This window comes from Bradyrhizobium sp. BRP19 (assembly GCF_020194195.1).
GTDB classification, from domain to species: Bacteria; Pseudomonadota; Alphaproteobacteria; order Rhizobiales; family Xanthobacteraceae; genus Bradyrhizobium; species Bradyrhizobium yuanmingense.
In genome coordinates this window covers 49,837-72,057 of the sequence record NZ_JADYVZ010000001.1, presented here as the reverse complement: position 1 = coordinate 72,057, position 22,221 = coordinate 49,837, and the positions used below count along the sequence as shown (strand labels likewise).

The following is a 22,221-nucleotide window of genomic DNA, read 5'->3' as shown; positions in this document are numbered from 1 at the left end:
AGCTATGTGCTTGTGCGATAAGGCGTTCTGCATTCGGCGCGTCCATCGCGGCCGAGGTGGCCCAAGCAAGCGTGGTCCACGACCCGGATCAGGCCTATCGTGCCGAGTCCGTGCCGGAGGCGCCGTCACTTGGCCGTTGATTTGTCGGGCAAAACAGTGGCATTATGCCAACTTCGGAAAATCCGTTGCTGGCATGGCTGTTGCCGGATGCGCGGCGAGGAGCTTGCGCCGGATCCGTAATCGGCCGGGGGCGCCGGCCCGTCCGCCGGCCGCGCCGCTAACGCGGAATTAATCCAGAAAGCCGACAATTTTAGGCAGTTGTGTATGGGTGCTGCGTAAGCGGATCGTCGCGAGGGCGTTCCAGGGGGCGGCTTCCTGTTGCTCGCTCCATGGGGGTCAGTGCAAATGACCACGTCCTTCGAAACGCCAAGCTTCGCCGAAGAGCTCGACGCCGTCGCCCTTGCAGACGCTGCAGGCGCGCAGGAACCCGCAGGCCCGGAAGCTGAAACGCCGCCAATCACGCCCCGCCGCAAGACGATCCTGCCGCTGGCGGTGTGTGCCCTCGCTATCAACGGCGCGGCGGCCATCTATACGTCGCCCTCCGGCATGCCGTCATTGAATGTTGCCAGCCTCGCCGAACTGCTGCCGCGGCAGGAGGCACCGGCACCGAAACCGGATCCGGTCGTCACCGCCCTGAAGGAGATCCAGTCGGCCCAGCAGCAGCACACGGCTTCGCTGCAGGAGAACAACCAGACCCTGCAGCAGAATGCAGCCTTGCTGCAGCAGGATTCACTCTTGCTGCTGTCGCTGCGGCAGAGCATCACGGACGAGCGGGTCGACGTGAAGAAGATCTCCTCGCAGCTCACCACGCTGATCGCCAAGGTCGACTCGCTGCAGAACGTGATGATGTCGGACGTGACATCGTCCGTTCGCAGAGCGAATGCGCGCTACGGACTGTCCGCCGCGATGCGCAAGCGGCTGGTGCGTGAGCCCAAGCCCCTGGGGCCTCTAGGGCCGGTGTCGATCGGAGGGGCTCCGCTGACCGCGCCGGCTGCGGTGGCGGCGCCGGAGAGCTGAGGACGCGTTCTGGCTAGGCCGCTTCCTCCTCGAACGAGGTGTAGACCCGGCCTGTGGGATCAACGACCTGAACGTCCCAGCATCCGTCCTCGACCAGCTCCCTGGCCTTTTTGAGGGCCGCGGCGAGTGACGCCCGCTTGAGGCTGACGACGCCCGCCGTGTCGAAACCGTTGATTTCAAACATGCCGTTCCTCCGGTTTTGGGGAATCCTACACGTTTCCGGCGCGATGTCAGCGGGTTTGTCAAAGTTTCAGTTGCTGGGCCTCGGCCTCCAACCGTATTCCTGATGGGAAATCGTGGCGGTGATGTCGGCCTCTTTGTCTGCCGAGAGGCGCCAGGCCGCCACTCCGAAGCACAACGTCAGGACCAGGGCCGTCGCAAGCAGAAGCATCGAGACGAAATGGCTCACGCGCGTCACCAGCGGTTGGAAGCTCCGAGAGAGCGAACACGGGTTGCCGATTCGGAAAATACAGACGGGCTGACCTAAAGCCCTGGTTTCCACATCAAGTCACACAGGACCAAAGGCGCTCACGATCCCGATCGTGATCGGGACCAGCGCGACGATCGTCCATAAGGCGGGCGAGCTGGAAGACAGACCGGCGAAAAAGATCAAAAGACCGAAGCCCACAAGGGCCGCCGAGATGGCATAGGCGAGTGCTTTTTCCATCGTTCGATCCACGAGGAAACGGGATGGATTGCGCCTGTAGGACTCAGTGCCGATCGAAACGTTCCCATGCTGATCTGGATTGGCAGTGCATCAGCATCTCCGCAGCTCCGCTCAGCATGTCGACCACCACTGCGGCTTCGAAGCCTGGAGCCACAAAATCACTGGGCCATGTCTGCGCGGATCGGGCACCGGATCCGCGGCGTGCTTCTAAGGCCGAGACGGGTCGGTCCCGGCCTTCCGCTCAACCATCGCCATTTCCACTTGGTCAGCAAGGACCGTGAGGTGGCTTGCGAGCCTGTCGAACACTTCGCGCTTGGCTGGATCGGTAGCCAAGTCGCGGATCAGGGCGCGTTCGGCCGCATCTTTGCAAGTTTCTCGATCTGCGCCAGATAGTCCTTCATTGGCAATTGGCTTCGTTCTGCGCAAACAAAACGTACAAGCAATGTGCGAAAGCGAGCAGAAGCGATTGCCGATTTTTCCTAGTCTTCGGTGGCTTTGGCCTTCCCCAAAGGTCCAAGCACCTCCAGCGGCCCCGGCCTCACACCCCAAAAGCCCCCACGGTCGGGGCCGTCATTGGCGCTAGGCGCGATTTGCGATCGTGGCCGTGGCGCCTGCCTCTGAGCGTTCGCGGATGGAGGAGCCGAGTCGCATCGCACGAACTGCGACAACGGCGCAGCACTCTTCAAAGGAACTGACTCCATGCCTCTGCATTCCTCGATTGCATGATTTTCCCACTTTTCGGTCGGCTCGTTGACGGAGGGGGTACATGGGCACTTTCGATCACACCGCTGTTCTGAAGCAGCGTTTCGATGAGCTTGCTTCTGGGCTTTCCGCATTGGAAGATCTGCGCTCGCGCGTAGTCGCAGCCGAGCAAATGCAAGAGAGGCATAGTCACGCGGGCAAGCCGCCCCCGACAATTCGCAAGGGTGGCAACCCTAAATCGCGATCAGCAGAAACCGATCGGCCAAAGAGGCGCTAGGCGCGGCCCCCGGTTCACGCTTCAGAACAAGCGCCGCCGCTCTGGAACAGCGGCCCTACCGGGTTACGATAGATCCGAGATGAAACTTGCCAGCCCCGGTAACGACATGTTCGTCCTGGAGGGACGTTCCTGCATCAACAAACGTGAATCCAAAGGAACGGCCCCGGGCGTCCCGGGGCTGGCTGCGGACACACCGAGGCCGCCCGACGCACCACTCAGCGTGGCACGCCGGGTGATATCGTCTGCTCAAACATTCGAGCTGGGTGTCTCAAAAGATACCGTCCAGCATTAAAATTTCGAGGTCTAGGCCAGAACCAGCCCCGACGGCAACGCGAACGGCGGCCGGTGAACACGTTCGAATGCGGCGCCCGAGAAAGGAGGCCGCAACCATTGGGGCCTACCGGTTCACGCTGGCGGACCACCATCGTTCGCCGCACGCGACCTCTCCGCGCGTGAGGGCATCAGCAGAAGTAGCAATTGTTCAGCTCGCTCCTTGGTCAGATTGGCCGCCATATCGGTCCCGATCAGTGCTGGGCCCCTGCGTTCTCGATCGTAGACCATCCAACCCTTGCCTCCCATGCGAATGAAAAATCGGCTTTGCGACGGAACCTCGTCAGTCAATGAAGCATGCTCCCGATTTGCCCAGCACCTCTCAGGAAGCGGCATTCTTCTTTGTAGCTTCATTCGCATATGTGAATCGTTTCGGGAAAAAGTGGCAATTGGCCGAGTTTTCGTTCACAGCTGAGTGCACCGTCACCGTAGATTGTCAGATCCGGCGGGCGGGCTGCTTGGAACGCCTCGCTTGACTTCACGACCGTGGTCACGCGCCAGCGGTTGTTGAGTTCGTGGGGAAGCCAATGATGTGCGCATCAACCGGCGAAGCTCCGGCCTTCCTGCGTCAGCTCGAAGCTCTCGCCATTTGCGCAGAGCAAACCCGCCTCGACCATTTGCTTGGCAAATGACAGGCTGCACACCGGCTGCGAGCCGCCCGGATGATACAGCCGCGTGCCCCGCGCGATCAGGTGCCCATACAGCAGAGCGAGCCGCAGCGGCCTGACCATCCCGGGCGAGACATTTGGCATTCCTGCCAAAGCGTGCGGAAGGCCCTTCGTTCCTGTGTGGAGTCGAACGACTGACAATTGTCAGTCTGCGGAGCATTGACCGCGGCTGGCTGCAGCTAATCGCCCGCGAGCGACTGCATCGCTTCCAAGAGGCGTTCAAGCCCGAACGGCTTCTGGAGCATGATGCTGCCGGACACCGGACGCGGAGCGGCGTGCGTGTAGCCGGTGGCGTAGATCACAGGCATGCGCGGATTGGATTGCCTGCACTGGATGGCGACATCCCAGCCCGTCAGGGAGCCCGCCAACCTGATGTCGGTGAACAAGAGATCGGGTGTGGCTTCGGCACAGAGCTCGAGCGCGCGCTCGCCGCTATCAGCTTCCATCACCTCGTGCCCGTGAGTCTCCAGGATGTCGACCACCACGTCCCGGATCAGGTCTTCGTCTTCGGCTACAAGAACCCGCAAGTCTCCCTCCAGTCGCGCTCTTCGTCCACGACATGAGGACCCATGCGCAGAAAACATAGTGCCGGCTGGTCGGCGCCGCCTCCGCCAACTCGGCCGACGAGCCAGCGAGACTCAAGCTGGAACGGGTGACCTTTGTTCCTGCCCACCTGCTGAGCCGGACGGCATTTCGATTTTTGCTACTTGATTTTATTGGTGAGCGCGCTGGGCTCGAACCCAGGGCCGGGAGCCTGGATCGGGCAATGAACCAAGAGCATGCGAGGCGACTATTTCACCGACATGGAGCAGGACGACAGCGACGCTGAGGACGATGATCCGGAGGAGGCGAAGCAGCAGGCTCCGGAAATGTGCCCGTGCGCTTGATTCTGCTCATGCCATAGCAGTTGTCTCACGAGTTTCGAAATCGAACGCTGCCGGGCTCGAAATACATGTCCCGGCAGCGTGTCATTCTCAAACTGAGCGCTGAAATCCCAGTTGGCTTCGACTGTGCAACGGACATGCCACAGGCTTGTGACAGGAGCCCGCCGTTTCGCGCTGGCGGGCCTTTGATAGCTTAATAGTAATGGCGCCTTGGGCGGTGATAATAGTCGCCATAACCGTAATATCCCTGCCGGCCCTGCTGAAACTGTGGCGGCACCGTGCCGTTGGGGTAGCACCGACCGTCTCGAATATCGACGTCGGCGCCGTGGCCGCATCGGACGGGATGTCTACCGTAGCCTCCACCGTAACCTCCGCCGCCGCGATGATAGTACTGCCGCGCAGCCTGTTCTTGAGGAGGGAGGGCTCCGTTCGGATAACACATGCCGTCTCGGGCGCTCAGGTCCCAACCGTGGCCGCATGGAGGCGGGTGTCTTGGCACACCATACTGGACCTGCTGGATGGGTGGCTGAACCAGCCCCGGCACGGGCGGGCCCATAAGTAATGCTGCGGCGAGCACGGAAACGATCATCTGAGAATCTCCATGGGGCGCAGCGTGCCTCAGCACGTATGAACCCGCTGTGAATGGCACGGCTCACGTTGGCGGCTTCTTCGCAAAGCCTAGGGTTAGCACCATAACCACTGCCAAGAGAACCCAGCCGACAATATCGATGGCGGTCATGGCTGCACCCGGCGAGTGTGCACACTGTGTGCAGGCCCTAAAAATCCCCTCAACTCGAAGGGCTGAATTTTGGCTCTAGGTGCTTGATTTAGCTTGGTGAGCGCGCTGGGGCTCGAACCCAGGACCCCGTGATTAAAAGTCACGTGCTCTACCGGCTGAGCTACGCGCTCCCATGGCCGCTGATGGCTCGAAGAGATCGCCATCGTGTTCGGACATTCGAGAGGCATGTCTTGCCGCTTCGCCTAGAGATCGCGTCGCGGGGAAAACCGGCTGTTTCCGGATCATGCCTTCGGCCCGCGCTGTGTAGGGGGAGTGGCTGCGGAGGTCAATAGTGCGGGTGGTTGCCGAAGATCGCGGCAGGAGCGGGGATTTGCCTGGGCTATCCGTCGCTTAGGCCAAAATTCTCAGCTCGATTGGCGGCCGGTCATCCACGCCGGAGACCGCGTGATTCCAGGCACGAGGCCGAAGACCGGCGTGGAGCAGGATCAGTTCGTCTCCCGCCGCACCTCGCTCGGCACCGGCTGCGGCGTGCCGGTCGGGTGGGGCAGCGCGACCGGACGCAGGCCGATCAGCTCGGCGGTGCGGATCGCGCTGTCGCGCCAGAACTGGAACGAGTTGATGCGGCTGAGCTCGAGGATGGCGATGGCGACCGCGGCGAGGAACGGCAGGCTCTGCAGCACCAAGACGCCGGCGAAGATGTAGATCTCGGTGATCTGCTTGTAGCTGTTGGTGGCGATCAGCACGCCGGCGCCGACCAGGAGCAGGGTGCCGATCACGGCTTCCCAGAATGCCTGGAACTCGATCGACATGCGGGACAGGCCGCCTTTGGAGGTGCGGGCGAAGGCGATGTGCTCGGTGATCAGGCCCTGCGCCACCGCGCGCGACACCGTCCATTGCACGCTCATCGCCGCGATCATGGCGCCCAGCATCTGGCCGGGCTTGATGGCGACGCGGGCGCGGTACATCGACAGGAAGTGCACCAGCGAGACGATGAACGCGCCGACAATCGGCAGCGTCAGGATCTTGTCGGGAATGGCGATGTCGGCGAAGGCGACGATCGGCACCCAGATGAGGTTGAGCAGCGCCACGACCACGCCGAGGCTTTCGGCGCCCAGCCAGTTCAGCCAGCCGAGGCCATATTCGCGCTTCTGGTCGGGCGTCAGCCGGCTTGCGCCGGGCAGGAAGCGGCGCCAGTGCTTCTTGACGATCTGCAGGCCGCCATAGGCCCAGCGGTGCCGCTGCTTCTTGAAGGCCTCGTAGGTGTCCGGCAGCAGGCCTGCGCCGTAGCGGGTATTCGTGTAGTGGGTGGTCCAGCCGAGCTCTTGGATGGCAAGGCCGAGATCTGAGTCCTCGCAGATCGTGTCGCTCGACCAGCCGCCGGCCATGTCCATCGCGGCGCGGCGGATCAGGCACATCGTGCCGTGCACGATGATGGCGTTGGCCTCGTTGCGCTGGACCATGCCGATGTCGAAGAAGCCGGCATATTCGCCGTTCATGATGTAGTGCATGATCGACAGATCGCCGTCGCGGTGCTCCTGCGGCGCCTGCACGAGGCCGACGCGCGGGTCGGCAAAAGCAGGCACGAGGTCCTTCAGCCAATCGGGCTCGACGACATAGTCGGCATCGAGGATGCCGATGATCTCGGCATCCGCCGCGGTGCGGTCCATCGCAATCCGCAGCGCGCCGGCCTTGAAGCCCTGCACCTTCTCGGCGTTGATGAACTTGAAGCGTTCACCGAGCGCGCGGCAATGGTCCTGGATCGGCTGCCAGAAGGCGGGATCCGGCGTGTTGTTGATGATGACCACGCATTCGTAGTTCGGGTAGTTCAGCCGCGACAGCGCATCCAGCGTCTGCTTCAGCATCTCGACGGGCTCGAAATAAGCGGGGATATGGATCGAGACCTTGGGGCAGTAATCCTCGGGCACGTTCTCGACCGGCTTGTTCTTGGCGATCAGGCGCTGCGGCGGTCGGCCGAAGGCAACCGCGGCGATCTCGTCGATGCGCGCCATCGCGATGAGGACCAGCGGAACAAGGAGGATCATGCCGAGCGTCAGCGCGAAAGCCGAGCCGAACAGGAAGTAGTGGCCGTTCCAATAGGCGAACACGGTCGCGGCCCAGGCGCCGACGCCGTTGGCGGTCGCCGACAGCAGGAAGGCTTGCCTCGCGGTCGCTTTCTCGATCCGCAGGATCGGCAACGACAGCAGCACGCCGACCAGCAGCGCGATGCCCATCAGCTTCCAATAGTCGGGGTTCTCGACCGGGCCGGTCCAGGCGAATTTCGGCTCGCCGCTGGCATTGAGGACGCCCCAATACGGACCGACGCCGCCTTCGAAGAATTTCCAGGGCCGATCGAGGGCTTCGACGATGTTGTAGTCCATGCCGAGCGCTTCGGCGCGGGTGACGAAGTTGCGCAAGGTCAGCGCCTGCTGGAACGGACCTGGATCTGCGTTGCGCAAATTATAGCCTGCGCTCGGCCAGCCGAACTCGGCGATCACGATGCGCTTGCCCGGGAACTGATTGCGCAGGAGGTCGTAGCGGTCCACGGCCTGGTCGACGGCCTGATCCGAACGGAAGTTTTCCCAATAGGGCAGCACGTGCGCGGCGATGAAGTCGACGCTGGAGGCGAGGTCCGGAAAATCGCGCCAGATGTTCCAGATCTCGCCCGTCGTCACGGGAACACGGACCGCGCTCTTGACCTTCTTGATCTTGCTGATGAGGTCCTCGACCTTCATCTCGCCGCGGTAGATCACCTCGTTGCCGACCACGATGCCGATCACGTTGCTGTTCTTGCGGGCGAGCTCGATGGCGGCCTTGATCTCCCGCTCGTTGCGATCCTCGTCCTTGTCGATCCACGCGCCGACCGTGACCTTGAGGCCGAACTCGGCCGCGATCGGCGGCACCAGCTCGCTGCCTTCCGTCGCGGTGTAGGACCGGATCGCTCGCGTGAGGGTCGAGAGCTTCTTCAAGTCCGCGCGAATCTTGTCGGGGTCGACCTTGAGGTCGACGACATGGCCCGGTTCGAACGGCGTATAGGACAGGCTCGGCACCAGGCCCTTGAAGTCCGGCGCAGGTTCCCTGTCGCGCAGGACTCCCCAACTGCCTGCGTGGAGCGCAGACACGAGCAACAGAACGGCGGCGACAACGCGCATCGCGGCTAAACCAATAGGGGCTGAGGTGGCAGGGAAGCGGATCCGACCCCGAGATCCGACCAAGTCCGCGGCAAAGGGAGCATATCTCTGCCGCGCGGTTTCACAACTGTCATGGCCTCATGTCCTTATGAGGGCATGGCCTTTTCGAACGACGCGCGGCAGTGCCAACCGTCTCTATGGCCGGTCGTTCCTGAACGGCAGCTGAAACGACCGGAGCGATTTTGGCTTGGGCTATTTCGCCGGCGTCGGGGACGGGCTTGCCGCAGGCGAGGGGCTCGCGGCCGGCTGCGGCTGCGCATTGGCGGCCGGCGCTGCCGGCTGAGCGGCCGCGGCCGCCGCCTGCTGCGGCTGGGCGGCCGGGTTGATCCAGCACGCGTGCACGCGGCTATCCAGAGTTTCGGCCACCTTGGGGTCGATCTGGCCGCCGAAACGGGTCAGGCAGCGGAACGCGGCCTGGATGTGGCCGCCGGGACAGCCGAAGCGGTCGTAGAGGTCGAGATGACGGAATGCGGTATCGAGGTCGTCCCGCCACATCAGCCGCACCACGCGCCGGCCGAGCCAGACGCATTCGGGATTGCCGGCCGGGCCGTTGATGACCTGGGCGGCTTCTGCGAACTCGTCGGTGCGGCGCTGATTCTGGGCGGCGTCCTTGGCGGCGTCGGCGGGCTGGGCGGCCGCCTTGCCCTGTTCGGGGCCCGGCGGACCGCTCTGGGCGGAAGCGCCGCCAGCACCGGTCAGAACGAGCAGGCAGGAGACGGCCAAGGTGGCGGCGAACTGCCGCAGGACCGCATTTCGTGACTCGAACACCCGTTGCCGCATGAATTCCCCAATGTATCCGCTGGCCGTCCGCGTCAGGAGCCCCGCGGACGCGCTAGCTGATGGCGTCCAAATGGGTCTCCAATGCGGCGGAAAAGTCTTTCGGAGTCCATGACCTGTATTTCGAATTTTGTCCAGCAAAGTCACGATCCTAGATCCCGGTGAACTGGCGCAGGTAAATTCCTTGGGGGCGCAAGGGATCCACCGGACGTGCCCCCTTGGCAGACGGCGTGCGAGAAGGTAATCGACGGCCCTTCGCGGAGGACGGAACCGATTTCTCTTCGTACGCCACTGGCGCTTCTGCTCGTCTCACTGGGTGCGATCGCTGCCGTGTGGTGGTGGCTTGCCACGCCGATCACGCTCGCGCGCGCCCCGATCGATCCCGCCGACAAGGTTCAATGCGTCTCCTACGCGCCGTTCCGCGGCGAGCAGTCGCCGCTGGAGGCATGGACCCATATCGATGCCGACCAGATCGAACAGGACCTGCGCCAGCTCAAGGAGATCACCGACTGCGTCCGCACCTATTCGCTGGAGAACGGGCTCGACCAGGTGCCGGCGATCGCCGCCAAGGTCGGCGGGATGAAGGTGCTGCAGGGCATCTGGCTCTCGAGCAACCGCACCAAGAACTACGAGCAGGCCGGGCTCGCCATTCGCCTCATCAAGCAATTCCCTGACGTCATCACCTCCGTCATCGTCGGCAACGAGGTGCTGCTGCGCGGTGAGATGACGACGGCGGACCTCGTCGCTCTCATCCGCCTGGTTAAGACCCAGGTCGGCGTGCCCGTGACCTATGCCGATGTGTGGGAATATTGGCTGAAGAACCGCGAGGTGTATGACGCCGTCGACTTCGTCACGATTCATATCCTGCCCTATTGGGAGGATTTCCCGATCAGGGCGAAGTTCGCTGCCGCCCATGTCGAACAGATCCGCGAGCGCATGGCGGTGGCGTTTCCCGGCAAGGAGATCCTGATCGGCGAAACCGGCTGGCCGAGCGCGGGCCGCATGCGCGACGGCGCACTGCCCTCGCGCACCAATCAGGCGCGCGTCGTCTCGGAAATCCTCGGCCTTGCGAAGGCGCAGAAGTTCCGCGTCAATCTCATCGAGTCCTACGACCAGCCCTGGAAGCGCAGGCTGGAAGGCACCGTCGGCGGCTATTGGGGCCTCTACGACTCGGTGCGCAGGAGCCTGAAATATCCGCCGGGACAGCCGATCAGCAATTTCCCGTACTGGAAATGGTACATGGGCGCCGGCATGGGGCTTTCCGTGCTGGTGTTCGCTGTCGCGCTGATCACGCTGCGCCGCCGGCCGTGGACACCGCGTTTCCCGGCCTGGCTCGGCGTCGGCATCTCGGCGACGACCGCCGGAATCCTGCTCGGGATCGGGGCCGACAAGATGTACTACGAGAGCTACGGGATCGGCGGCTGGCTGCTCTGGGGCGCGTTGCTGCTGGCCGGCATCCTGTCGCCGATCTTCTGCGCGCAGGCGATGGTGATCGGCCGCAGCCTGCCGACCTTCCTCGACCTGCTCGGCCCGCGCGAGGGCCGGAAATGGTCGAAGCTCACCGCGGTGCTCGGCCTGACGCTGGCGGTGACCGCGGTGATCGCTTCCGCGACCGCGCTCGGCTTCGTGTTCGATCCGCGTTACAAGGATTTTCCTTACGCCGCGCTGACGATGGCTGTGGTGCCGTTTGCGCTTCTGATGCTGAACCGGCCGCAGATCGGCCAGCGTCCGATCGCCGAAGCGGTGTTCGCGGGGGTGCTGGCGCTGTCCGCCGTGTACGTGCTGTTCAACGAAGGTCGCGACAATTGGCAGTCGCTATGGACCTGCGCGATCTATCTGTTGTTCGCGCTCACGCTGTGGCGGGCGCGGGCCGAGCAAAGCCAAGAATAAGCAGGCCGATCGCAAGGCCCGACAGCACGACATTGTAGAGCACGATGCCGAGGCCGGCGGCGATGAGGCCGACGGTCAGCAGCACGATCGACGGCCGCATCAGGTTCAGCGTCGCAACCACCAGCGCCACGATGCCGAACACCGAATTCTTGAACAGCACGGTCGAGACCGAGCGCGACTTGCAGACCAGGGTCTGAAGCCCGGCGTCGCAGGCGAGCGCGACCTGCGAAAACTCGATCGCGAGATAGCGCACGTAGAGCGCGCAGCCGACGGTGACGAATCCGACCACGAGCAGGAACTGCACCTGGTAGGGCGTGAGGCGGAAGGGCTTCTTTGTCATGGCCGCAATATGGTCGGGAAGGCGCGGCCAGGCAACAGGGCAGGCGAGGTTTCTGTTGATCCGCCCGGGCACTCTCCAGGAACACGCGAGCCTCCCGCTGGTTCTCAACATTGTGTTGCCAACACCGCCTAGGAGTGAGGCATGGACAAGCCGACGCAGGAGCAGCTGAGCGAGCTCAAGAGGCTGAGCAAGGAGGCGCGGGTCGAGGATTGGTCGGACATCGTCCAGTCCAAGGACGAGGCGGAGATGCGCATCCGCGATCTGAAGGAGAAGGCGCGCATGGAATAGGCCATCGCCTGCGCCAAGGGGCGATCAGCAGGCGATCAATTGCGACCTTGCGTGTTCCGGCTCTGCTCCGCCAGCCGGCGCTCGTATTTTTCAGCCAAGGCGAGCAGTCGCTTCCTGATGTGGGGATCGGCCCGCTCGGCCAGTTCGCGGATCAACGCGAGTTGCTCCCGCAGAAAGTTCGCGTCCGTCATCTCCGCTCCGAATCAAGTCCGGTACGGAGTGTGCCGTGTCAGGTTGGTCTCGTTCGTATCATTTGGTACTTGGGCGGAGGCATGAAGCCGCTCACCGGCCATGTGCGACTACCAGACTTACTTCAACCCCAGGCGACGTTCGAGCCAGCTGAGCGCGAACAGCACGAATAACGTGACTGCGATGGCGGCGCCCACCAGCAGCCAGGCGCCAAGCGCGCAGGCGATGCCAAGACCGGCAGCGATCCAGACAGTCGCCGCCGTAGTGAGGCCATGAACCGTCTTGGCCTTGACGTCGTGCAGGATGACGCCCGCACCGATGAAGCCGACGCCGCTCAGCACGCCGGTAACAATGCCTTGGACCACCCTCGAGACTGCATCCGGGTGGTCGCGCAAATTCTGAAACTCGATCACGGAAATCGAGATCAGCGCAGAGCCCAAGGCCACCAGCGCCAGGGTGCGCATGCCCACCGGCTTGTCGTTCATGTCGCGGTCGATGCCGATCACGAGGCCCGTAGCCGCCGCGACGAGCAGTCTCAGCACATCATCCAGTTCGTTCATCAAGACCCGCGTTTCTGGAGGGGCGACGCTTCGCGCACGTCGGACATGGACCTGCGAACTTGCTGCCAAGCGCGGCCGAGGTCCAAGCGTCCGTTGGTCGCATGCTGGCTGCGTGCGCGCCGGGACCGAGGCGTCATTGTCGCCTGAAGAACGACGACAGCGTCGATCCCGCGGACGACGCTGCCGCCTCCGGTTTCGCCGGTGCTGGCGCCGGCTGCGCGGCGGGAGCGGGGGCGGGCTCGTCGCGCTTGGTGCGTTTTGAGGAGTAGCTGCGGCGGCGTTGCGGCTTTTCAGGCTTCGCGCTCGACACAGGCGCCGTTTCGGCTGGAGGGCCAGCGTCCTGGCTTGTCTCCGAACCCTTGTCCGGGACTCTGTCCTGAGTCTTCTCTTGCGTCTTGTCTTGTACCTTGTCCGGACCGCCACGCATCGACAGGCGCTGGCCATCGAACACGGTGGTCTCGCAGTGACGATTGCTCTCGGCGAGACCCGCGCAGAATTTTGCGGCGGCGGCGGCATTGACCAGGGGACCGGCGCCCAGGCGGAGCTGCATGCCGAGGCCGGTGTTGCCTTCCTTGATCATGATGATCGGCCGCAGCGCTGCGATCTCCGGGTTGGACTTGGTCACGCCGCGCCAGAGCGCGCGCAGGCCGTCGACCGAGTTGGCGCCGCCGAGATCGATCGCAAAGCGCGTCTGCTGAACGGCGATGGCAGGGGATTCGCTCTCGGCTGGCTCTGGCGGCTTGGTTGCTGCCGCCACGATTTCGGCTGCGGCGGGCGCCGGCTCGGCCTTCTGCTCGGCTGTCTCAGGTTGAATCAGTTTCGATGCGGCCGGATCAGGTGGCGCCATGAGCGACTTGGCGGGCACCAGCGGAATGGTCGGCAGCGCCGAAGTCATGGCCGGATTCTGTTGCACGAGCGAGGCGGCGGCCGCGGTCTGCGGCGGCGGGCTCGGCGGCTCCTTCAACGTTTCCTTCTGAGCATCCTTTGGCGAATCCTTCTGAGCATCCTTGGCGGCTTCGCTGCGCGGCTTCTCGCTCGTCGCCGTCGGCGTCGAAGCGACCGGCGCGACATTGGGAGCCGCGGGTGCTGCGTCCTGCGGCTTCGCGCCCGGCGGCGGCGCGGCCGCTTGCTTGGCAATGGCGCCGGTGACGGAATCGAGCCCTTGCTCCAGCACGGTGACGCGCGAATACAGCCGGTCGCGGTCGCTGTTCAGCGTCTCGATCGCGGCGGTGAGCCGGCGCGCTTCGTTCTGGCTCTCCTTGGTCAGCAGCTGCAGCCGGTCGGCCTGGCGCACGAGATCGGCGGACGCAACCTGGTCGCGCCGCCAGCCGAGCTGGGCCTGGTTGGCCATCAGGGCAATGACGACGGCGCCGACGGCCGCCACGCCCCACGAGCCCAGCCGCCACATCATGCGCCGGTCGAAGGCGCTTTCCTCGGCCAAAAGTCCGGAGAACAGCCCGCCGGTCTCCTTGGTGGAGAAAGCGTCCGCCAGTGGGTCGGATTCCTTTGCCATGAATGTTAAGCGCCCAGCCCCGTCCGGCTTCCCCGAATCAATCAGGGAACATTAACAGGAAAAGCGCGCCGCACTTGAATTCCGGGCGTTTGCGGGGGTAGCAAGGCGATAGCTTCCGAGGGCGGTTGCCGCCCGTCCGCGCCAATTTGATTCGGCCATAGCTGTCAGGATTTCGATGACCGCCCGTTCCAGCCTCACGATCGTGCTCGCCGCCGGCGAAGGCACGCGCATGCGATCGAGCCTGCCGAAGGTGCTGCATCCGGTCGCGCACCGGAGTCTGCTCGCGCACGTGCTCGCCGCCGCACCCAAGGGAACCGGCACCTCGCTCGCGGTGGTGATCGGCCCCGATCATCAGGCAGTCGCGGATGAAGCCAAGCGCATCCGTCCCGACGCGCTGACCTTCGTGCAGGCCGAGCGGCTCGGCACCGCGCATGCGGTACTGGCGGCGCGCGAGGCGATCGCGAGCGGCGCCGACGATCTCCTCATCGCGTTCGGCGACACGCCGCTGATCTCGGCCGAGACCTTTGCGCGGCTGCGCGCGCCGCTCGCCCGCGGCGCAGCCATTGCCGCGCTCGGCTTTCGCGCCGCCGACCCGACCGGCTACGGCCGCTTCATCGTCGAGGGCGACAGCCTGGTTGCGATCCGCGAGCAGGCCGACGCCAGCGCGGACGAGCGCAAGATCGATTTGTGCAACGCCGGCGTGATGGCGATCGACGGCCGCCGTGCGCTCGACATTCTCGGGCACATCGGCAATGCCAATTCCAAGGGCGAATATTATCTGACGGATGCGGTCGAAATCGTCCGCAGGCAGGGATGGGAGTCGGTGGTGATCGAAACCAGCGAAGACGAGGTGCGCGGCATCAACACCAAGGCGCAGCTCGCCGAGGCCGAAGCCGTAATGCAGGCGCGTTTGCGCAAGGCGGCGATGGAGGCCGGCGTCACGCTGATCGCGCCGGAGACGGTGTATCTGTCCACTGACACCGTGTTCGGCAAGGACGTGACGATCGAGCCGTTCGTGGTGATCGGCCCCGGCGTGTCGATCGCGGACGGCGCGGTGATCCACTCGTTCTCGCACATCGTCGAGACGACGCTCGGCAAGAAGGTCTCGATCGGACCCTATGCGCGGCTGCGTCCCGGCACCTCGCTCGGCGACGGCGCGCGCATCGGCAATTTCGTGGAGACCAAGGCGGCGACGCTGGAGGCCGGCGTCAAGGTCAACCATCTCTCCTATATCGGCGACGCCACGGTCGGCGCCAATTCCAACATCGGCGCCGGCACCATCACCTGCAACTACGATGGCTTCAAGAAGCACAAGACGGTGATCGGAAAGGGCGCCTTCGTCGGCACCAACTCCTCGCTGGTCGCCCCGGTGACGATCGGCAATGGTGCCTATATCGGCTCGGGCTCGGTGATCACGAAGGACGTACCCGACGACGCGATGGCGCTGGAGCGGAGCCCGCAGACGATCCGGGAAGGCGGCGCGGCGCGCTATCGCGAGATGAAGACCGGCGGCAAGAAGCCGGAGACGTGAGCGGCGCTATTCTTCGTCGGCGAATTCGGAGAAGATCGCGCGGGTCAGGCGCCAGCCGCGCGGCTTGGCGCGCTTCACCGGTTCGCCTTCGGGATGCTTGATGAAGAGGGGCTTGTTCTCTTTGCTGCGCAGCGGCGGCGGCCAATGCGCAAGGTGCGTGCCCGTGGTCTCGCTGGCGCGCAGATTCATCGACGACAGACCCTTGCGGTCGGATGAGCCTTTCATGGCCTGGTTCTCCTGACCGGAATCGTTGGCCAAATGTATTGACAATCGGTTAACGTGCGCGGTTTAAGCCGGCCAATTCGACGCAGACGACGCAGCGGTCGCGGGCCCGTGCTGTCTCAATCAGCAATAATTATTGAGTATCTGGTTCCCTGCGATTTTCGCTAAAAACCGGGCGTGTCGTTTAGGCGATTTTTCGACGATTTGGGGGATAGTGATCCGCATGTGCGGGATTGTCGGCATTCTCGGGCTCGAGCCGGTTGCAGAGCAATTGGTGGATTCGCTCAAACGCCTCGAATATCGCGGCTACGATTCCGCGGGCGTGGCCACGCTCGAAGGCAAGCACCTGGAGCGCCGCCGCGCCGAGGGAAAGCTGAAGAATCTGGAGAAGCGGCTGGAGGCCGAGCCGCTCAAGGGTACCACCGGCATCGGTCACACGCGCTGGGCCACCCACGGCAAGCCGACCGTCAACAACGCCCACCCGCACGCGACCGAGCGCGTCGCCGTGGTCCACAACGGCATCATCGAGAATTTCCGCGAGCTGCGCGAGGAGCTCGAAAAGAAGGGCACGGTGTTCCACACCGAGACCGACACCGAGATCGTGCTGCATCTCGTCGACGATTTGCTCACGCGCGGCAATAAGCCCGTGGAAGCGGTGAAGCTGACGCTGGCGCGCCTGCGCGGCGCCTTCGCGCTCGGCTTCATCTTCGCCGGCGACAACGACCTCATGATCGGCGCCCGCAACGGCCCGCCGCTGGCGATCGGCTACGGCGACGGCGAGATGTATCTCGGCTCGGACGCCATCGCGCTCGGCCCGTTCACCGACACGATCAGCTATCTCGAGGACGGCGACTGGGTGGTGCTGACCCGCAAGAGCGCCGCGATCTTCGACAAGGACGGCCATGCCGTCCAGCGCGACAAGATCAGGCACGCCGCCTCGACCTCGCTGGTCGACAAGGCCAATTACCGTCACTTCATGGCCAAGGAGATCCACGAGCAACCGGAGGTGGTCGGCCACACGCTGGCGCGCTACGTCGACATGGCAACCGAGCGCGTCGCGCTGCCGGTCGCGCTGCCGTTCGATTTCAAGAACATCCAGCGCATCAACATCACCGCTTGCGGCACAGCGAGCTATGCCGGGTTCGTCGCCAAATACTGGTTCGAGCGCTTTGCGCGCCTGCCGGTCGAGGTCGACGTCGCCTCCGAATTCCGCTACCGCGAGGCGCCCTTGCGCAAGGGCGACCTCGCCATCTTCATCTCGCAGTCGGGCGAGACCGCCGACACGCTGGCGGCGCTGCGCTATGCCAAGGCCGAGGGCGTGCACACGATCGCGGTCGTCAACGTGCCGACCTCGACGATCGCGCGCGAGAGCGAGACGGTGCTGCAGACGCTGGCGGGACCCGAGATCGGCGTCGCCTCGACCAAGGCGTTCACCTGCCAGCTCATGGTGCTGGCAAACCTTGCGATCGCGGCCGGCAAGGCGCGCGGCGAATTGTCGGACGAGGACGAGACCAAGCTGGTCCACGGGCTCGTCGAGGTTCCGCGCCTGATGGCCGATGCGCTCACGAGCGAGCTCCAGATCGAGAAGCTAGCGCACCGGATCGCCAAGTCGCGCGACGTGCTCTATCTTGGCCGCGGCACCAGCTTCCCGCTGGCGCTCGAAGGTGCGCTCAAGCTGAAGGAGATCTCCTACATCCACGCCGAGGGCTATGCCGCCGGCGAGCTCAAGCACGGCCCGATCGCGCTGATCGACGAGACCATGCCGGTCGTCGTCATCGCACCCCACGACCGCGTGTTCGAGAAGACCGTCTCCAACATGCAGGAGGTCGCCGCGCGCGGCGGCAACATCATTCTGATGACCGATGCCAAGGGCGCGGCGGAGGCGACGGTCGAGTCCCTCGTCACCATCGTCATGCCCGATATGGCAGCAGCCTTCACGCCGATGGTCTATGCCGTCCCGGTGCAGCTGCTCGCCTATCACACGGCCGTCGTGATGGGGACCGACGTCGACCAGCCGCGCAACCTCGCAAAATCGGTGACCGTGGAATAGGCAATCTGGATATCGATCGGCCGCTCTCTTCCAAAACCTGCTAGAAGACCCTAGCTTGTGGTAGCGACCGACCTGGAACCCGAATGACCCCCCGCGACGACGCGCCTGCGCCTCTTGATCCCGTTCCGGAACCGCATACCGGCCTGATGGGCCGTTCCCGCAATTATTTCCTGACCGGCCTCGTGGTGACGGGGCCGATTGCGATCACCCTCTATCTGGTCTGGTGGTTCGTTACCTGGGTCGACGGCGTGGTGCGGCCGTTCGTGCCGCTGGCCTACCGGCCGGAAACCTATCTTCCCTACGTCATTCCCGGCTGGGGACTGATTGTCGCATTCTTCACGCTGACGCTGGTCGGCTTCCTCGCGGCCAATCTGATCGGCCGCACGCTGGTCGATGTCGGCGAGACCTTTCTCGGCCGGATCCCGGCGGTGCGCGCGATCTATCGCGGCCTGAAGCAGGTGTTCGAGACGCTGTTCTCGGGCAAGGGCTCGAGCTTCCGGAAAGTGGGCCTCGTCGAGTTTCCTTCGCCGGGCATGTGGTCGATCGTGCTGATCTCGCAGTCGCCGAACGAGGACATCTCGCGCAGCCTGCCGGGGCAGGAGGAGCACGTGTCGGTGTTCCTGCCGTGCTCGCCGAACCCGACAACCGGCTTTTTCTTCTATGTCCCCAAGAGCAAGATCATCGAGGTCGATCTCACCGCCGAGGACGCCGCGACGCTGATCATGTCGGCCGGCGTGGTGCAGCCGGGCTCGTCGCCCGATCCGAAGAAGGCGGCCGCGCTTGCGGGCATGGCGAATGCCGCGCGTATCGCCAATGCCTCCACGCTCCGGCCCGAGCCTGCGAAGGCGGAGTAGGGCCATTCCGTTGCGGGATGGTCGCGTTCACGCGGGCGCATTCGTCCTCTGCTAGGCTCAGGTCGACCGAACCTGCCGCTCGGAATTCGACCTGGAGTGCACGATGTCCAAAACCATTGCGATCCTCGCCCCCGGCGCCATGGGCAGCGCCGTGGCCCGCCGCCTCAGCGAGAACGGTGCGCGCGTGCTGACGTCGCTCAAGGGGCGGAGCGAGGCGACGCGCAAACGCGCCGCGGACGCCGGAATGGTCGGCGCCGAGGACGATGCGATCGCGGACGCCGACATCATCCTCTCGATCGTGCCGCCGGGCGAAGCCGTCGCGCTGGCCGAACGGCTGGCCGCGCTGATCGTCAGGCGCGAGAAGAAGCCGGTCGTGGTCGATTGCAACGCCGTCAATGTCGATACCGTGCAAAGAATTGAGGAGATCATCGGGTCGGCGCAGGCGCCGTTCGTCGATGCCGGCATCATCGGCTTTCCGCCGCAGCCAGGTGGCAAGAGCCCGGCCTTCTACATGTCGGGCGAGCATGCCAAGGACGTTGCCGTGCTTGGGGATCTCGGCCTCGACGTGCGGATCGTCGAAGGCCCGGTCGGCGCGGCCTCGGCGTTGAAAATGTCCTATGCCGGCATCGTCAAGGGCCTCGCCGGCATCGGATCGGCGATGGTGATCGCAGCCACGAAGGCGGGCGCGGCCGATGCACTGCGCGACGAGCTCGCGCTGAGCCAGCCCGCCATCTTGGCGCGGCTCGAAGTCGCGCTGTCCGACATGATCCCGAAGGCCTATCGCTGGGTCGCCGAGATGCGGGAGATTTCAGGATTCCTCGGGCCCGATCATCCGGCCAGCCAGATCTACGAGGGCTTTGCGCGGTGGTTCGAGCATCTGGCGGAGGATGCGAAGGGGGAGGCTGTGGATGCCGCGTTGATGAAGACCTTCGCGGCGAGCATCGCGCGGAAGAAGGCCTGATCGCGCGCATTCTCGCTCTCTCAACACGTCATTGCGAGCGCAGCGAAGCAATCCAGGCTGCCTCCGCGGAAAGATTCTGGATTGCTTCGCTGCGCTCGCAATGACGTGGAGGTTCCGGTGCCTTTGCGTCTGTCACGAACCTTGCGGCACTGCCTCAAAGTTAGCCCGCTCCGATCAACGGGATCGCTTCGTCTCGTTCGTACAGATACATCAGGCAGCGCAGCGCCTCGCCGCGCTCGCCCTTCAGCTTCGGATCCTCCTTGAGGATTCGCAGCGCCTCGTCTCTTGCCTGGGCGATCAACTGGCCATGCACCTCCGGGCGCGCGATGCGGTAGCCGGGCAGGCCGCTCTGGCGCACTCCCAGCACGTCGCCTTCGCCGCGCAGCTTCAGGTCCTCCTCGGCGATGCGGAAGCCGTCGGTGGTCTCTCGGATCACTTTCAGCCGCGCCTTCGACATCTCGCCGAGCGGCTCGCCATAGAGCAGGATGCAGGTCGAGGCCTCCGAGCCGCGTCCGATGCGGCCGCGCAGCTGGTGCAGCTGGGCAAGACCGAAACGCTCGGCGTTCTCGATCACCATGATGGTGGCGGCCGGGACGTCGACGCCGACCTCGACCACGGTGGTGGCGACCAGGAGGCCGATGTCGTGCGCGGCGAACTGGACCATGACGCGGTCCTTCTCGGTGCCCTTCATCTGGCCGTGGACGAGGCCGACGCGATCGCCGAAGCGCTTTTGCAGGGTCTCGAAACGCTTGGTGGCGTTGGTGAGATGCTCGGTGCCCTCAGCCTCGGACTCCTCGACCAGCGGGCAGATCCAGTAGACCAGCTTGCCGGCTTCGAGCGCACGGCCGACGCCTTCCATGACCTCGCCGATGCGGCTCATCGGCACGGCGCGGGTATCGATCGGCTGGCGGCCGGCCGGCTTTTCGCGCAGCTCGGAAATGTCCATGTCGCCGAAATAGGTCAGCACCAGCGTGCGCGGGATCGGCGTTGCGCTCAGCACCAGCACGTCGACAGCCTCGCCCTTGGACGTCAGCGCGAGGCGCTCGCGCACGCCGAAACGGTGCTGCTCGTCGACGATGGCGAGCGCGAGATCCCTGAACACGACATCGTCCTGGATCAGCGCATGGGTGCCGACGAGCAGGTCGATCCCGCCGTCGGCGAGCTCAGTGATGATCTCGCGCCGCTCCTTGCCCTTCTCGCGGCCGGTAAGGATCGCGACCCGCAATCCCGCGCGCTCGGCGAGCGGAGCGATGGTCTTGATGTGCTGGCGCGCCAGGATCTCGGTCGGGGCCATCAACGCGGCCTGCTTGCCGACCTCGGCGACCGCGGCGGCCGCGAGCAGCGCCACCACGGTCTTGCCGGAGCCGACGTCACCTTGCAGCAGGCGCAGCATGCGCAGCGGCTGCTTGAGGTCTTCGGCAATCGCCGCCGCAGCGTTGCGCTGTGACGGTGTGAGCGCGTAAGGAAGGGCATCGATGATCTTGTTGCGCAGATGCCCGTCGCCGGCATTGCGCACGCCCGCAGGACGGCGCAGCTGCGCGCGGATCAGGGCGAGCGCGAGCTGGCCGGCCAAGAGCTCGTCGAAGGCGAGGCGCGACCAGAACGGCCGGTCGGGCAAGATGTCGGTCAGCTCGACCGGCTGGTGCACGCGATTGAGCGCCTCCGCGATCGGCGGGAAGTCACATCGGCGCAGCACCTCCGGGCTGATCCATTCCGGCAGCGCGGGAAGCTTTTGCAGCGCCTGCGCGATCGCGCGGCGGAGCGAGCCGAGCGCGAGCCCTTCCGTCAGCGGATAGACCGGGTCGATCCCTGACAGCTTCGAGATCGCCTCCTCGTCGAGCACGCGATCGGGATGCACGATCTGCGGGATGCCATCGTACATTTGCAGCGTGCCGGAGACGAAGCGCTTCTCGCCGACCGGCAAGAGCTTCTCGACAAAGCCCGGCTTGGCGCGGAAGAAGGTCAGCACCACGTCGCCGGTATCGTCGCTGGCGTAGACCAGATACGGCGCGCGCGAACTGCGCGGCGGCGGCGGGCGGTGACGATCGACCGTGACCTCCAGCGTCACCATGGTTCCAACGGCCGCGTCGCGGATCTTCGGCCGGGTCCGGCGGTCGATCACCTGGCTCGGCAGATGCAAGAGCAGATCGACCAGCCGCGGCGTCTCGCTGCGGCTGAGCAGGTACTGCAACAGCTTGTCCTGCTTCGGACCGACGCCGGACAGGCTGGTCACGGGAGCAAACAGTGGATTGAGCAGGCTGGGGCGCATTCGGGGAATCTAAGATCGTTCCTCGCAGTCATGCCCGGCTTTATGCCGGGCATCCACGGCTTTTTTTCCGCGCGACGTGGATGGCCGGGACATAGGCGAGCGGAAGCGACGCCGTCCTTCAGACGGCTATGCCCGGCCATGACGGATTGGAGGGACGACCTCCCGCAACAAAGGGCTGACACCGGGGGTCCGAGTGGCTATATCACCCCCGCCCGGCACGTCCGGGCTTTCTGCGTTTGACTGGA

Annotated in this window: 19 protein-coding genes, 1 tRNA gene and 1 pseudogene; 7 read left to right on the top strand and 14 right to left on the bottom strand. The window is 64.6% G+C overall.

Going from position 1 to position 22,221, the window contains the following annotated elements:
• Positions 1 to 405: 405 nt before the first annotated feature.
• Positions 406 to 1,077 (top strand): hypothetical protein, encoded by a 672-nt coding sequence (locus tag I6F36_RS00340; RefSeq protein ID WP_225170864.1) that lies wholly within the window; start codon positions 406 to 408, stop codon positions 1,075 to 1,077.
• 13 nt (positions 1,078 to 1,090) lie between these two features.
• On the opposite strand, the gene I6F36_RS00335 is transcribed toward I6F36_RS00340, so the two are convergent.
• The 8 genes and pseudogenes from I6F36_RS00335 to I6F36_RS00300 all read right to left on the bottom strand — a co-directional run bounded on the left by I6F36_RS00335 (position 1,091) and on the right by I6F36_RS00300 (position 9,312).
• A complete protein-coding gene (locus I6F36_RS00335; protein WP_193374992.1) occupies positions 1,091 to 1,261 on the bottom strand; it encodes a hypothetical protein in 171 nt (56 codons plus the stop codon).
• Positions 1,262 to 1,585: 324 nt separating this feature from the next.
• Complete coding sequence (locus tag I6F36_RS00330) at positions 1,586 to 1,744, bottom strand: hypothetical protein (RefSeq protein WP_164936882.1); 159 nt, start codon at positions 1,742 to 1,744, stop codon at positions 1,586 to 1,588.
• 207 nt (positions 1,745 to 1,951) lie between these two features.
• Positions 1,952 to 2,145, bottom strand: a pseudogene (locus tag I6F36_RS00325) (hypothetical protein).
• A gap of 1,447 nt (positions 2,146 to 3,592) precedes the next feature.
• The gene (locus I6F36_RS00320; protein WP_225112455.1) at positions 3,593 to 3,784 is read right to left on the bottom strand and encodes a hypothetical protein; all 192 of its coding nucleotides are present in this window, start codon (positions 3,782 to 3,784) and stop codon (positions 3,593 to 3,595) included.
• 116 nt (positions 3,785 to 3,900) lie between these two features.
• Entirely contained in the window at positions 3,901 to 4,248 is a 348-nt protein-coding gene (locus I6F36_RS00315; protein ID WP_036012559.1) for a response regulator, read from the bottom strand.
• A 1,190-nt stretch (positions 4,249 to 5,438) separates the two neighbouring features.
• A tRNA-Lys gene (locus tag I6F36_RS00310) sits at positions 5,439 to 5,514 on the bottom strand.
• Between the two features lie 315 nt (positions 5,515 to 5,829).
• The gene (locus I6F36_RS00305) at positions 5,830 to 8,493 is read right to left on the bottom strand and encodes a glycosyltransferase (RefSeq protein WP_109143693.1); all 2,664 of its coding nucleotides are present in this window, start codon (positions 8,491 to 8,493) and stop codon (positions 5,830 to 5,832) included.
• Positions 8,494 to 8,724: 231 nt separating this feature from the next.
• Positions 8,725 to 9,312, bottom strand: a complete 588-nt coding sequence (locus tag I6F36_RS00300; protein WP_036012549.1) for a hypothetical protein — start codon at positions 9,310 to 9,312, stop codon at positions 8,725 to 8,727.
• Positions 9,313 to 9,639: 327 nt separating this feature from the next.
• On the opposite strand from I6F36_RS00300, the gene I6F36_RS00295 reads away from it, so the two are divergent.
• A complete protein-coding gene (locus tag I6F36_RS00295; protein WP_036012546.1) occupies positions 9,640 to 11,199 on the top strand; it encodes a beta-1,6-glucan synthase in 1,560 nt (519 codons plus the stop codon).
• On the opposite strand, the gene I6F36_RS00290 is transcribed toward I6F36_RS00295, so the two are convergent.
• Positions 11,159 to 11,539 carry a hypothetical protein gene (locus I6F36_RS00290; RefSeq protein WP_036012544.1) on the bottom strand — a complete coding sequence of 127 codons (381 nt, stop codon included), beginning with the start codon at positions 11,537 to 11,539 and terminating at the stop codon, positions 11,159 to 11,161. The genes I6F36_RS00295 and I6F36_RS00290 overlap by 41 nt on opposite strands.
• A gap of 141 nt (positions 11,540 to 11,680) precedes the next feature.
• Here I6F36_RS00290 and I6F36_RS00285 point away from each other — a divergent pair, with 141 nt between their 5' ends.
• Positions 11,681 to 11,827, top strand: a complete 147-nt coding sequence (locus tag I6F36_RS00285; protein WP_156447140.1) for a hypothetical protein — start codon at positions 11,681 to 11,683, stop codon at positions 11,825 to 11,827.
• Positions 11,828 to 11,862: 35 nt separating this feature from the next.
• On the opposite strand, the gene I6F36_RS00280 is transcribed toward I6F36_RS00285, so the two are convergent.
• The 3 genes from I6F36_RS00280 to I6F36_RS00270 form a co-directional block, all read right to left on the bottom strand.
• Complete coding sequence (locus tag I6F36_RS00280; RefSeq protein WP_162131179.1) at positions 11,863 to 12,018, bottom strand: hypothetical protein; 156 nt, start codon at positions 12,016 to 12,018, stop codon at positions 11,863 to 11,865.
• Positions 12,019 to 12,135: 117 nt separating this feature from the next.
• Positions 12,136 to 12,576, bottom strand: a complete 441-nt coding sequence (locus I6F36_RS00275) for an MgtC/SapB family protein (protein ID WP_036012541.1) — start codon at positions 12,574 to 12,576, stop codon at positions 12,136 to 12,138.
• Positions 12,577 to 12,709: 133 nt separating this feature from the next.
• The gene (locus tag I6F36_RS00270; RefSeq protein ID WP_225170863.1) at positions 12,710 to 14,089 is read right to left on the bottom strand and encodes a hypothetical protein; all 1,380 of its coding nucleotides are present in this window, start codon (positions 14,087 to 14,089) and stop codon (positions 12,710 to 12,712) included.
• Between the two features lie 175 nt (positions 14,090 to 14,264).
• Here I6F36_RS00270 and glmU point away from each other — a divergent pair, with 175 nt between their 5' ends.
• The gene (gene glmU / locus I6F36_RS00265; protein WP_225170862.1) at positions 14,265 to 15,620 is read left to right on the top strand and encodes a bifunctional UDP-N-acetylglucosamine diphosphorylase/glucosamine-1-phosphate N-acetyltransferase GlmU; all 1,356 of its coding nucleotides are present in this window, start codon (positions 14,265 to 14,267) and stop codon (positions 15,618 to 15,620) included.
• Between the two features lie 6 nt (positions 15,621 to 15,626).
• On the opposite strand, the gene I6F36_RS00260 is transcribed toward glmU, so the two are convergent.
• A complete protein-coding gene (locus I6F36_RS00260) occupies positions 15,627 to 15,845 on the bottom strand; it encodes a hypothetical protein (protein ID WP_225170861.1) in 219 nt (72 codons plus the stop codon).
• Between the two features lie 220 nt (positions 15,846 to 16,065).
• Here I6F36_RS00260 and glmS point away from each other — a divergent pair, with 220 nt between their 5' ends.
• The 3 genes from glmS (at position 16,066) to I6F36_RS00245 (ending at position 19,707) form a co-directional block, all read left to right on the top strand.
• A complete protein-coding gene (glmS, locus tag I6F36_RS00255) occupies positions 16,066 to 17,892 on the top strand; it encodes a glutamine--fructose-6-phosphate transaminase (isomerizing) (RefSeq protein ID WP_225170860.1) in 1,827 nt (608 codons plus the stop codon).
• Positions 17,893 to 17,975: 83 nt separating this feature from the next.
• The gene (locus I6F36_RS00250; protein WP_225170859.1) at positions 17,976 to 18,746 is read left to right on the top strand and encodes a DUF502 domain-containing protein; all 771 of its coding nucleotides are present in this window, start codon (positions 17,976 to 17,978) and stop codon (positions 18,744 to 18,746) included.
• Between the two features lie 103 nt (positions 18,747 to 18,849).
• Complete coding sequence (locus I6F36_RS00245) at positions 18,850 to 19,707, top strand: NAD(P)-dependent oxidoreductase (protein WP_225170858.1); 858 nt, start codon at positions 18,850 to 18,852, stop codon at positions 19,705 to 19,707.
• 160 nt (positions 19,708 to 19,867) lie between these two features.
• On the opposite strand, the gene recG is transcribed toward I6F36_RS00245, so the two are convergent.
• A complete protein-coding gene (recG, locus tag I6F36_RS00240) occupies positions 19,868 to 21,976 on the bottom strand; it encodes an ATP-dependent DNA helicase RecG (RefSeq protein WP_225170857.1) in 2,109 nt (702 codons plus the stop codon).
• Positions 21,977 to 22,221 lie beyond the last annotated feature (245 nt).

Bases quoted from the DNA above. Each gene is read 5' to 3' on its own strand.
- I6F36_RS00290 (WP_036012544.1), bottom strand. From the start codon at position 11,539: ATGACAAAGAAGCCCTTCCGCCTCACGCCCTACCAGGTGCAGTTCCTG.
- I6F36_RS00300 (WP_036012549.1), bottom strand. From the start codon at position 9,312: ATGCGGCAACGGGTGTTCGAGTCACGAAATGCGGTCCTGCGGCAGTTC.
- I6F36_RS00260 (WP_225170861.1), bottom strand. From the start codon at position 15,845: ATGAAAGGCTCATCCGACCGCAAGGGTCTGTCGTCGATGAATCTGCGC.
- recG (WP_225170857.1), bottom strand. From the start codon at position 21,976: ATGCGCCCCAGCCTGCTCAATCCACTGTTTGCTCCCGTGACCAGCCTG.
- I6F36_RS00280 (WP_162131179.1), bottom strand. From the start codon at position 12,018: ATGACGGACGCGAACTTTCTGCGGGAGCAACTCGCGTTGATCCGCGAA.
- I6F36_RS00340 (WP_225170864.1), top strand. From the start codon at position 406: ATGACCACGTCCTTCGAAACGCCAAGCTTCGCCGAAGAGCTCGACGCC.
- I6F36_RS00305 (WP_109143693.1), bottom strand. From the start codon at position 8,493: ATGCGCGTTGTCGCCGCCGTTCTGTTGCTCGTGTCTGCGCTCCACGCA.
- glmU (WP_225170862.1), top strand. From the start codon at position 14,265: ATGACCGCCCGTTCCAGCCTCACGATCGTGCTCGCCGCCGGCGAAGGC.
- I6F36_RS00330 (WP_164936882.1), bottom strand. From the start codon at position 1,744: ATGGAAAAAGCACTCGCCTATGCCATCTCGGCGGCCCTTGTGGGCTTC.
- I6F36_RS00250 (WP_225170859.1), top strand. From the start codon at position 17,976: ATGACCCCCCGCGACGACGCGCCTGCGCCTCTTGATCCCGTTCCGGAA.
- I6F36_RS00335 (WP_193374992.1), bottom strand. From the start codon at position 1,261: ATGTTTGAAATCAACGGTTTCGACACGGCGGGCGTCGTCAGCCTCAAG.
- glmS (WP_225170860.1), top strand. From the start codon at position 16,066: ATGTGCGGGATTGTCGGCATTCTCGGGCTCGAGCCGGTTGCAGAGCAA.
- I6F36_RS00245 (WP_225170858.1), top strand. From the start codon at position 18,850: ATGTCCAAAACCATTGCGATCCTCGCCCCCGGCGCCATGGGCAGCGCC.
- I6F36_RS00270 (WP_225170863.1), bottom strand. From the start codon at position 14,089: ATGGCAAAGGAATCCGACCCACTGGCGGACGCTTTCTCCACCAAGGAG.
- I6F36_RS00275 (WP_036012541.1), bottom strand. From the start codon at position 12,576: ATGAACGAACTGGATGATGTGCTGAGACTGCTCGTCGCGGCGGCTACG.
- I6F36_RS00320 (WP_225112455.1), bottom strand. From the start codon at position 3,784: ATGGTCAGGCCGCTGCGGCTCGCTCTGCTGTATGGGCACCTGATCGCG.
- I6F36_RS00285 (WP_156447140.1), top strand. From the start codon at position 11,681: ATGGACAAGCCGACGCAGGAGCAGCTGAGCGAGCTCAAGAGGCTGAGC.